This is a genomic window from Rhizobacter sp., assembly GCA_021153565.1.
Lineage (GTDB): Bacteria > Pseudomonadota > Gammaproteobacteria > Burkholderiales > Burkholderiaceae_C > Albitalea.
On record JAJKJU010000333.1, the window covers coordinates 1 to 10,259 of the forward strand.

The following is a 10,259-nucleotide window of genomic DNA, read 5'->3' on the forward strand; positions in this document are numbered from 1 at the left end:
ACCACCACGAAGTTGTAGTCGACACGGACGACTTCGGCCGTGATGACCTCGCCACTGCGCATCTCGGAGCGCTTCAGCGATTCTTCGAACAGGGCGGCAAACGATTCGCCGCCAAAGCTTGTGGCAGTTTGGGTTTGGGACATTGGGTAATTCCGGTGCAGCTTACGCTGCGGGTTAAGTTGAAGATCCGATGCTTCGATGTGCTTAGAACAGCACGGAGGGAAAGCGGCGGGCCTGTTTGGTCTTATGACCTTGGTCTTGCGACAGTCTTGTGGCCTTAGAAAGACCTGCGTTGTTCCCAGGCATCAAGAACCCATTTCACCGAGTCTTCGATGGACAGGTCCGAGTTGTCGAGGAGCACCGCATCCTGTGCCGGCTTGAGAGGTGCGACGGTCCGGTTTTGATCTCGGGCGTCACGTGCTTCCAAATCGGCACGAAGATTATCGATGCTAGCTGAAATACCCTTAAGAATCAACTGCTTATGGCGTCGTTCAGCCCGTTTGGCCGCGCTTGCCGTCAGGAACACTTTGAGGTCAGCGCCGGGGAAGATGACTGTGCCCATGTCGCGGCCGTCGGCCACGAGGCCTGGGACTTTTCGAAACGAGAGCTGAAGCTCGCGCAAGGCGCTTCGAACAGTTGGTAGCGCGGAAATCTTGGAGGCCATCGAGCCGACGGCCTCGTCGCGCAACAGGTCACTCACTTCCTCGCCGGCCAAGCGGATGCTGCCGTCTTCAAAAGCCAGGTCGAGCGTTGCCGCGAGCAAAGCCACTGCGTGCTCATCGGCAGGGGTCAGTCCGGCACGCATGGCGGCCAGCGCCGTCGCCCGGTAGACGGCGCCCGAATCGAGGAAGTGATAGCCCAGCGCTTGAGCCACGGCGCTTGCGACCGTACCTTTGCCGGACGAACTCGGCCCGTCCACGGCAAGAACCGGGATGAGCGGCGTGTCAGTTTCGACGACTGAAAACAGGGTCTCGAAGTAGTGCGGAAAGGTCTTGCCAACGCACTTTGGATCTAGGATGCGCACGGGGGTCGGCGGCTTCGCGCGCGCGAGCGAGTTGAACGCCGCGAGCGAAAAGCACATGGCGACGCGGTGGTCGTCGTAGGTGTGAATGGCAGCGGCCCGCCAATGCGACGGCGGCGAGACTTCGATGAAATCCGCGCCTTCGGTCACCGTGGCGCCGAGCTTGCGAAGTTCCGTCGCCATGGCAGCGATGCGGTCCGTTTCCTTCACCCGCCAACTTGCGATGTTGGTGAGCCGGGTGGTGCCTTTGGCATACAGCGCCATCACCGCAAGGGTCATGGCCGCATCGGGGATGTTGTTGCAGTCCAGGTCGATCGCCTTCAAGGGCCAGGCGCCACGCTTTACTTCCAACCACCCTGGGCCGCAGGACACGTTCGCCCCCATGGCCCGAGCAGCTTCGACAAAGCGGATGTCGCCTTGGATCGAATCCAGCCCCACACCTTCGATGCGAATCGGCGAATCGGTTGCGGCGATCGCCCCCAGCGCGACGAAGTACGACGCCGACGAAGCATCGCCTTCGACGTGAATGTCGCCGGGCGACCGATAGGCGCTTCCCTGCGGGATGGTGAATCGTTCCCACCCGTCACGCTGTACCTCGATGCCAAAGCGCGTGAGCAAATTGAGCGTGATCTCGATGTAAGGCTTCGATATGAGTTCGCCCTCGACCTCGATGGCTACCGGCGAGGTCGCGCTCACCAGCGGAAGCGCGAGCAGCAAGGCGGTGAGGAACTGGCTCGACACGTCACCGCGCACGCGGATCGGGGCGGTGGTGCGCACGCTTCCTGACCCAGCGGATAGGCGAAGCGGTGGGTAGCCGTCGGTGCCAAGATAGTCGATGCGGCATCCGAGTTGGCGAAGCGCATCGACCAGGTCGCCAATGGGACGCTCGTGCATGCGTTGCACGCCGCTCAACTCGAAGCGGCCTCCCTGCGTAGCCGTCATCACGGCGAGTGCGGCCGCAAGGGGGCGCATGGCCGTGCCAGCATTGCCGAGGAACAACTTGGCATCGCGATTCTTGAGTCGCCCGCCCAAACCTGCGATGCGTAGCGTTTGCCCCGTCGAATCGATTTCGCAGCCCAATTCGCGCAACGAGGCGAGCATTACACGCGTGTCGTCGGAATCGAGCAGGTCGTGGACAACGGTGGTGCCGGAACTCAAGCCGGCGAGCAAGAGCACTCGATTCGAGATGCTCTTTGAGCCAGGAAGGCGCACTGTGCCGCCGGCCTTCAGCAGCGGGGGAAGATCGAGAAACGGCGTGCTGTACATGTCGAAATTGCTAGGACCCGCGGCGGGAAGGGCTTCGGAAACTCGGCGAGAAGATTCGTCGAATGCAGTTGGCAAAGAGGCAATCAGCGATTCGAGGGCGACTTGATCGAGTTCATCTGCCAGCCCGAGCGAGCGTCCGAAGCGCCACGGATAAGGTCTTCGAGCGCTTCGACGTTGCCCGTCTTGATGACGTGCTCCATCGCGTCAAGGGTGTGCCGAAAGCGCATCGACTGCTTGAGCAACTCCTCGCGGTTCGACATCAGGATGTCGCGCCACACCGCCGGATCGCTGGCAGCAATGCGAGTGAAGTCGCGAAACCCAGGTCCGGCCAGCGACAGGAAATCGCGGCCCGCCGGCTGCCTCGCCACTGAGTTGAAGTACGCAAAGGCCAGCATGTGCGGGAGGTGACTCACGGCGGCAAAGGCGGCGTCGTGGTTCTCCGGCGTCATGCGCAGCACCTGCGAGCCGATGGCCGCCCACACGTCCGTGGCCTTTTGCACGAGGTCGGGATTGGTTAGCGAGATCGGCGTGAGGATGACCTGACGGTTCGTGTAGAGCGCGGCATCTGCATGTCCGATGCCCGCGACTTCCTTGCCGGCGATCGGATGCGCCGGTACGAAGTTCGCAACGCGTTCCTTGAGTACGCGGCGGGCCGCGTCGATGACGTCGCGCTTGGTCGAGCCGACGTCCATGAACAGTACACCCGGCTCGACGAGATGGCGAATCGCCTTGAAGGTGGCTTCGGTGGCCGACACCGGCACAGCGATTAGCACGATGTCCGAGCCCGACACCGCCAGCAGCGCGGATTCGGCCGCCATGTCGATGACCCCCAGCTTCCTTGCCTTCTCCGTGGTCGAGGGCGACTTGCTGTAGCCAATGACGCGCTTCACGAGGCCGGCGCGCTTCAAGGCGAGAGCGAACGATCCTCCCATGAGGCCACAACCGATGACGCCGAGTTGGTTGAACATCTGCTGGTGGTGCTGGATCAGTGCACGTCAATGGGGTAGGTGCCCAGCACCTTGAAGAACGCGCAGACGCCGCGCAGTTCCTTCAATGCGGCGGCCACTTCGGGCTGTTCAGGATGCCCTTGCACGTCGATGTAGAAGTAGTACTCCCACTGGCCGGACCGCGCGGGCCGCGACTCGAATCGCGTCATCGACACACCATGATGCTTGAGCGGCACAAGCATGTCGTGCACGGCACCCGGCTTGTTTAGCACCGACACAACGAGGCTCGTGCAGTCGTGGCCGGATGCCTGCGGCTGCGGGTGCCGGTCGGGGTGCGTGAGGATGGCAAATCGCGTCCGATTATGCGGATCGTCCTGGATGGCGGGCGCGACGACATGAAGCCCGAATTCGCTCCCGGCACGTTCGCTCGCGATCGCGGCGAGTGTTGGGTCGAGGCTCGCGAGCCTCGCGCCTTCCGCGTTGCTTGACACCGGGCGGCGCTCGACTTGCGGCAAGTGATTGCTCAGCCAGCCGTGGCACTGCGCCAGCGCTTGGGGATGTGCGCAGACCGCGCTGACGTTGGCCAGGGAGTTTTCCCGCCGCAGCAGGTTCTGCCGCACGGCGAGGCTTGTCTCGCCGATGATGAAGAGCGGTTCAGTCAGGAAGAGATCGAGCGAGCGGGCCACCACGCCTTCGGTCGAGTTCTCCACCGGCACCACACCGAAATCGGCGGCGCCAGCAGCCGTCGTGCGAAACACCTCGTCGATGCTCGCGCATAGAACTCTGACGATGGACGATCCGAAGAATCCCAATGCAGCCTCTTCGCTGAAGGTGCCGGCAGGCCCCAAGTAGGCCACGCGCGTAGGCGTTTCGAGCGCTCGGCAGGCGGACATGATCTCGCGCCAGATTGGTGCGACGCTCTCAGACTTCATCGGGCCCGGGTTGCCGGCTTTCAAGCCGTCAATGACCTGCGCCTCGCGCTCGGGGCGAAACGCCACCGAGCCTTCCATCTTCTTCACCTCACCCACTTCCTGGGCGAGAGATGCGCGCCGGTTCAAGAGCGCGAGCAGGTCGCGGTCGACGGCGTCGATCTCGATTCGAAGCGCCAGAAGCGCCGGATTGGTGGCAGGTGAAGTCTCAGCCATGGCGTGCGGCAAATTCTCGCACGCGCAAGCGCTTGAGCTGAGGTGTCGATGGGGCGTCGTGAGTAGAAATCATCGAAGCTGCGGCCCTACTTGGCTGCGGCCCTACTTGCTTGCCGGCTTGGCAACGGGTTTGGCGCTGCTCGCCGCAGGCGTGGGCCCCTGGGGCTTCGGAATTTTCGCGCCGCCGGCGCGCAGCGTGCCGGCCACTTTCTCCTGCAGGGCGGTCAGCTTGGGGTCGAGCATCGGCGAGACGTCGGGCAGTAGTTTCTGCAGCAGGCTGTTGCGCAATTCCGGCCCCAACTGCTCGTACTTCTTGCGAACCGGAGATTCGAGCCAGGCGACGAGTTGCTTCAATTCGTCCTCGGTCATCTTCTCGTCCAGCATCGCACCTACCGTCAACGGTGTGAGCTTGGCCACGCGATCGCGAATCAGTGGCGCGGCTTCTTCGAGGTAGGCCTTGAAGTCGGCGTCGATGGACTTGGCGATCGCATCGCGCTTCTCCGCGGGCACGGTCTGCAATGCGGCACCGGCTTGTTGGCCGAGACTGATCACGGGACGCTCCGCCACCGTCTTGGCCAGTTCGTCGATACCGGCCTGCTGCATGGAGAGTGCCTTGTTGATCAGATCTTTCTTAGCCGGCGAACTCGGGGCCTTGGCGGCGGGTGCGCTCGACTGAGCATTCGCAAGCGTAGCGCAGCAAACGACCGCCAGGACCATCCGACGTTTCATCAGGTGCTTTCCTCGGGTGCGGGCTCATCGTTCGCGGATTCGCCGTTTGAATCGTTGGCGTCGTTTTCGACGATGCGTTGCAAGCCGATCAGCGCGGAGCCGTCGTCGAGCGCAATCAGGGTCACGCCTTGGGTAGCGCGACCCAATTCGCGAATTTCGGAAACCCGAGTGCGCACGAGCACGCCACGATCAGTGATGAGCATGATCTCATCGTCCGGCCTCACAAGCGTGGCGGCAACCACTTTGCCATTGCGCTCGGTCTGTTGGATGGCGATCATGCCCTTCGTGCCGCGACCATGCCGGGTGTACTCGACGATGCTCGTGCGTTTGCCGAATCCGTTCTCGGTGGCGGTCAGCACGCTCTGCGATTCGTCCTCTGCAACCAGCATCGCGATCACGCTCTGGCCATCGTCGAGCATCATGCCGCGCACGCCGCGGGCGGTGCGGCCCATTGGGCGAACATCGTCTTCGTCAAAGCGAACGGCCTTGCCGCCGTCGCTGAAGAGCATCACGTCGTGCTTGCCGTCGGTGAGCGCGGCTCCGATCAGGAAGTCGCCCGGGTCGAGATCGACGGCGATGATGCCGGCCTTGCGCGGGTTGCTGAACTCGTCGAGCGCCGTCTTCTTGACCGTGCCCTGCGCTGTGGCCATGAACACATAGTGGTCAGGCGGGAAGCTGCGGAAGCCGTCGGTCAGCGGCAGCACCACATTGACCTTCTCGCCCTGCTGCAGCGGGAACATGTTCACGATGGGCTTGCCCCGCGAATTGCGCGAGCCTTGGGGAACTTCCCAGACCTTGAGCCAATACACGCGGCCGCGGTTGGTGAAGCACAGTATGTAGTCGTGCGTATTGGCGATGAAGAGTTGGTCGACCCAGTCGTCTTCCTTCGTCTGTGTTGCCTGCTTGCCGCGGCCGCCTCGCTTTTGCGCGCGGTATTCGGAGAGCGCCTGGCTCTTGATGTAGCCAGTGTGCGACAGCGTCACAACCATGTCGGTCGGCGTGATCAAGTCTTCGGTGCCGAGGTCTTGAGCGTTGTGCTCGATCACGCTGCGTCGTGCGCCGATCTTGGTCTGGCCGAACTCCGTCTTGATGGCGTTGAGTTCGTCGGAAATGATCGTCGTCACGCGCGAAGGCGTAGCGAGGATGTTCAGCAAGTCGGCGATCTCCGACATGACTTCCTTGTACTCGCCGATGATCTTGTCTTGCTCGAGTCCAGTCAGGCGCTGCAGGCGCATCTGAAGGATTTCGCTGGCCTGGGCGTCGGACAGGCGATAGAGCCCGTCGGGCTGCATGCCCAGTTCGCGGGCAAGGCCTTCAGGTCGGAACGACTCCCGTCCGCCTGGCGCTTCGCTTTCGGCGCGGGCGAGCATCTCGCGCACCATCGATGAATCCCAGCTCTTGGCCATCAACGCGGCTTTCGCCACTGGAGGCGTGGGCGACGTCTTGATCGTTTCGATGAACTCGTCGATGTTGGCGAGTGCAACGGCAAGACCTTCGAGCACGTGGCCGCGTTCGCGGGCCTTGCGCAGTTCGAACACAGTGCGGCGAGTGACGACTTCGCGCCGATGTTCGAGGAAGATCTCGACCAGATCTTTCAGATTGCACAGCTTCGGCTGGTTGTCGATCAACGCCACCATGTTGATGCCGAAGGTGTCTTGCAACTGAGTTTGCTTGTACAGGTTGTTGAGCACGACTTCGGGCACTTCGCCGCGCTTGAGTTCGATCACCACCCGCATGCCCGATTTATCGGACTCGTCCTGGATATGGCTGATGCCCTCGATCTTCTTCTCATGAACCAGCTCGGCCATGCGCTCGAGCAGGTTCTTCTTGTTCACCTGGTACGGAATTTCGTCGACGATGATCGCCTGACGCTGGCCTTTGTCGATGTCCTCGAAGTGGCACTTCGCACGCATCACCACCTTGCCGCGACCGGTGCGGTACCCGTCGCGCACGCCATTCAGGCCATAGATGATTCCGGCCGTGGGGAAGTCAGGCGCCGGGATGATCTCCATCAACTCGTCGATGGTTGCGGCCGGATTGCGCAGCAGGTGCAAGCAGGCGTCGACCACCTCGTTGAGGTTGTGCGGCGGAATGTTGGTGGCCATGCCCACCGCAATACCGGCGGTGCCGTTCACCAGCAGGTTGGGCAGCCGCGTGGGCATGACCAACGGCTCTTTCTCTGAGCCGTCGTAGTTCGGGCCGAAATCGACCGTTTCCTTGTCGAGGTCAGCAAGCATCTCGTGCGCGATCTTCGACAGGCGGATTTCGGTGTATCGCATGGCCGCAGCGTTGTCGCCGTCGACCGAGCCGAAGTTTCCTTGACCATCGACAAGCATGTGGCGCAGCGAGAAGTCCTGCGCCATTCGAACAATGGTGTCGTACACAGCACTGTCGCCGTGGGGGTGGTATTTACCGATCACGTCGCCGACGATACGGGCCGACTTTTTATAGGGCCTGTTCCAGTCGTTGTTGAGCTCGTGCATGGCGAAGAGCACGCGCCGATGCACCGGCTTCAAGCCGTCGCGCGCATCGGGCAATGCGCGCCCCACGATCACGCTCATCGCGTAATCAAGGTATGAACGCCGCATCTCCTCTTCGAGGCTGATCGGCAGGGTTTCCTTGGCGAATTGAGTCATGGGAAAGGCGAGGGCAGTGGTGCCCGCCAATTGAGAAAGGGCGAAGCCCGGTATTCTAAGTGCGAGCTGATGTAGCACTAGCGCAACAGTGCTTCACGGGCGACGGGACAAAGGGAGCAAATCCGTGCTCTGCTGGCACAATGAATCGGGTGGTAAGCCATTCGCGCTCAGCGAAGGTTTTCCAGCGCATTCCGATTCCGGTTCGGACGTTTTGCAGAAAACTGCACCTTCCCTCGAGAGGAGAATCAATGAAGAAACTGAACAAGGTGGCGTCGCTCTTCGCATCCGCCACGCTCGCTGCCTCGGCATCTGGTGTGTTTGCACAGTCGCAGACGATTGACAACTGGGTCAATGCCTCGGGCATTCCCTGGAAGAACGGTACCAACGAGCTGTGCTGGCGCGATGCCAACTGGACTCCGGCAACTGCCCATCCCGATTGCGATGGCGCGATCAAGCCGGTGCCCAAGGCTCCCCCGCCCCCGCCCCCGGCTGCTCCTCCTCCGCCGCCCCCGCCAGTTGCTCCGCCGCCCCCGCCGCCCCCGCCGGTTGTCGTGGCCCCTGTGAGTGAGAAGGTAACCTTCGCTGCTGACGCATTCTTCGACTTCAACAAGGCCGATTTGAAGGCCGAAGGCAAGGCCAAGCTTGACGATTTGGTCAGCAAGATGTCCGGTATCAACCTCGAGGTCATCATTGCCGTCGGCCACACCGACTCGGTCGGTGGCGATGCCTACAACCAAAAGCTGTCTGTCAAGCGCGCCGATGCCGTCAAGAACTACCTGACGACCAAGGGCATCGAGAAGAACCGTGTGTACACCGAAGGCAAGGGCGAGAAGCAGCCTGTCGCCGATAACAAAACCACCGACGGCCGCGCGAAGAATCGTCGCGTGGAAATCGAAGTGGTGGGTACCCGCACCAAGTCGTAATCGGCTTTTGCCGGTCACGCAAAACCCCGCCACGGCGGGGTTTTTTTCTTATGGGTTATCCATGCAAGCACCGAATCGATATCTCGTGGACCCTGGTTAACATTACGGCATGACGACTCTCAATGCCGATCCTCAGGAGCTTGCCAAATTCGGCGAACTCGCCCATCGCTGGTGGGATACCGAAAGCGAGTTTCGGCCACTGCATCAGATTAATCCGCTTCGGCTCGACTGGATCGACAGGTGGGCCCGCATCTCGGGCAAGCGTGTCGTCGACATCGGTTGCGGCGGCGGGATCCTGTCGGACTCGATGGCGCGGCGCGGCGCGAAGGTGCTGGGCATCGACCTCTCCACCAAAGCGCTCAAAGTCGCGCAACTGCATGCGCTAGAAGCAGAAACGCCCAACGTCGAATACCGTGAGATCGCCACCGAGGCCCTGGCCGCGGAGGCGCCGGGGCAGTTCGATGTCGTCACTTGCATGGAGATGCTTGAGCATGTGCCCGAACCGGCCTCCGTCGTGCGCGCCTGCAGCACGCTTGTGAAGCCCGGTGGCTGGGTGTTCTTCTCAACCATCAACCGCAACGCGAAGGCATTCCTCTTTGCCATCGTCGGGGCAGAGCACGTGCTCAAGCTGTTGCCCAAGGGCACGCACGAATATGCGCGTTTCATTCGCCCAAGCGAGTTGGCGCAGTGGCTTCGCGATTCAGGCCTGAGTCTCCAAGGCACGCGTGGCATGGAATATAGCCCGCTCACGCAACGGTACTGGTTGTCGGGTGACACCAGCGTCAACTATCTCTTCGCATGCCACAAGTGCGCCTGATGTCCCATCAATATCAGGCAGTGCTGTTCGACCTGGATGGCACTCTCATCGACAGTGCGCCTGACCTCGCGGGCGCCGCCAACGAATTGCGGGAGGCGCACGGCTTGCCTGCGTTGCCTTATGAATGCTTTCGGCCGATGGTGGGCTCGGGGGCCCGCGGAATGATCGGTGTGGCGTTCGACGTCGGCCCGCATCACGAAAGTTTTGTCGGCTTGCGTGACGACTTTCTGCGTCGTTACGAGCTTCGCATGACAAAGCAGACGCGAGTCTTCGATGCTGTCGTGCCCGTGCTCGAGGCGCTCGAGAAGCAACAGCGCAAATGGGGCATCGTCACTAACAAGGCGGCGCGTTTTACCGATCCGCTGGTGCGGTCGCTGGGCCTGCATCCGCGCGCCGCTACCGTGATCGCGGGGGACACCACTCCGCATTCCAAGCCGCATCCTGCGCCGCTGCTGGAAGCGGCGCGGCGAGTGGGCCTGGCGCCGTCCCAATGCATCTACGTCGGCGACGACCTGCGTGATGTGCAGGCTGGCCGAGCCGCCGGCATGGCGACAGTGGTTGCGGGTTGGGGCTACCTCGGCGCTGATGAGCCGATCGAGTCCTGGGGTGCGGAATACATCGTGCGAAACCCGGCCGATCTCTTGAACCTTCTCGGTTTGGCCTAAACTAAGCAATTCCTGGGGCCGACTTGGCTTCGACGTGGGTGCGGAGTTGGAACAGGGCATGCCGAGGGCCAGTCACCTCGTAAATCCATCTGGAACAAAGTAACTGCGAA

8 protein-coding genes and 1 other RNA gene are annotated in these 10,259 nt (G+C 61.9%); 4 read left to right on the forward strand and 5 right to left on the reverse strand.

The genetic code is table 11. The annotated features are described in order from the left end of the window. Nucleotides 1-277 precede the first annotated feature (277 nt). From AC30NL_RS20505 to gyrA, 5 genes are all read right to left on the reverse strand, one after another. Nucleotides 278-2,287 (reverse strand): bifunctional 3-phosphoshikimate 1-carboxyvinyltransferase/cytidylate kinase, encoded by a 2,010-nt coding sequence (locus AC30NL_RS20505; RefSeq protein WP_489465832.1) that lies wholly within the window; start codon nt 2,285-2,287, stop codon nt 278-280. Between the two features lie 83 nt (nt 2,288-2,370). After that, a complete protein-coding gene (locus AC30NL_RS20510) occupies nt 2,371-3,255 on the reverse strand; it encodes a prephenate dehydrogenase (RefSeq protein ID WP_489465833.1) in 885 nt (294 codons plus the stop codon). Nucleotides 3,256-3,272: 17 nt separating this feature from the next. Beyond that, on the reverse strand, nt 3,273-4,379 hold the full coding sequence (gene pheA, locus AC30NL_RS20515) for a prephenate dehydratase (RefSeq protein ID WP_489465834.1): 1,107 nt from the start codon (nt 4,377-4,379) through the stop codon (nt 3,273-3,275). Nucleotides 4,380-4,481: 102 nt separating this feature from the next. Then, a complete protein-coding gene (locus AC30NL_RS20520) occupies nt 4,482-5,108 on the reverse strand; it encodes a DUF2059 domain-containing protein (protein WP_489465835.1) in 627 nt (208 codons plus the stop codon). Continuing rightward, on the reverse strand, nt 5,108-7,744 hold the full coding sequence (gyrA, locus tag AC30NL_RS20525) for a DNA gyrase subunit A (protein ID WP_489465836.1): 2,637 nt from the start codon (nt 7,742-7,744) through the stop codon (nt 5,108-5,110). Before gyrA ends, AC30NL_RS20520 begins: the two co-directional genes overlap by 1 nt. Nucleotides 7,745-7,992: 248 nt before the next feature. Here gyrA and ompA point away from each other — a divergent pair, with 248 nt between their 5' ends. The 4 genes from ompA to ssrA all read left to right on the forward strand — a co-directional run. Continuing rightward, nucleotides 7,993-8,667 carry an outer membrane protein OmpA gene (ompA, locus tag AC30NL_RS20530; RefSeq protein ID WP_489465837.1) on the forward strand — a complete coding sequence of 225 codons (675 nt, stop codon included), beginning with the start codon at nt 7,993-7,995 and terminating at the stop codon, nt 8,665-8,667. 109 nt (nt 8,668-8,776) lie between these two features. Continuing rightward, nucleotides 8,777-9,484, forward strand: a complete 708-nt coding sequence (gene ubiG / locus AC30NL_RS20535) for a bifunctional 2-polyprenyl-6-hydroxyphenol methylase/3-demethylubiquinol 3-O-methyltransferase UbiG (RefSeq protein WP_489465838.1) — start codon at nt 8,777-8,779, stop codon at nt 9,482-9,484. Beyond that, on the forward strand, nt 9,484-10,149 hold the full coding sequence (gene gph, locus AC30NL_RS20540) for a phosphoglycolate phosphatase (RefSeq protein WP_489465839.1): 666 nt from the start codon (nt 9,484-9,486) through the stop codon (nt 10,147-10,149). Before ubiG ends, gph begins: the two co-directional genes overlap by 1 nt. Before the next feature lie 14 nt (nt 10,150-10,163). Then, nucleotides 10,164-10,259: a transfer-messenger RNA gene (gene ssrA, locus AC30NL_RS20545) on the forward strand; the annotation flags it as partial.

Bases quoted from the DNA above. Each gene is read 5' to 3' on its own strand.
- AC30NL_RS20510 (WP_489465833.1), bottom strand. From the start codon at position 3,255: ATGTTCAACCAACTCGGCGTCATCGGTTGTGGCCTCATGGGAGGATCG.
- ompA (WP_489465837.1), top strand. From the start codon at position 7,993: ATGAAGAAACTGAACAAGGTGGCGTCGCTCTTCGCATCCGCCACGCTC.
- ubiG (WP_489465838.1), top strand. From the start codon at position 8,777: ATGACGACTCTCAATGCCGATCCTCAGGAGCTTGCCAAATTCGGCGAA.
- AC30NL_RS20505 (WP_489465832.1), bottom strand. From the start codon at position 2,287: ATGTACAGCACGCCGTTTCTCGATCTTCCCCCGCTGCTGAAGGCCGGC.
- gph (WP_489465839.1), top strand. From the start codon at position 9,484: ATGTCCCATCAATATCAGGCAGTGCTGTTCGACCTGGATGGCACTCTC.
- pheA (WP_489465834.1), bottom strand. From the start codon at position 4,379: ATGGCTGAGACTTCACCTGCCACCAATCCGGCGCTTCTGGCGCTTCGA.
- gyrA (WP_489465836.1), bottom strand. From the start codon at position 7,744: ATGACTCAATTCGCCAAGGAAACCCTGCCGATCAGCCTCGAAGAGGAG.
- AC30NL_RS20520 (WP_489465835.1), bottom strand. From the start codon at position 5,108: ATGAAACGTCGGATGGTCCTGGCGGTCGTTTGCTGCGCTACGCTTGCG.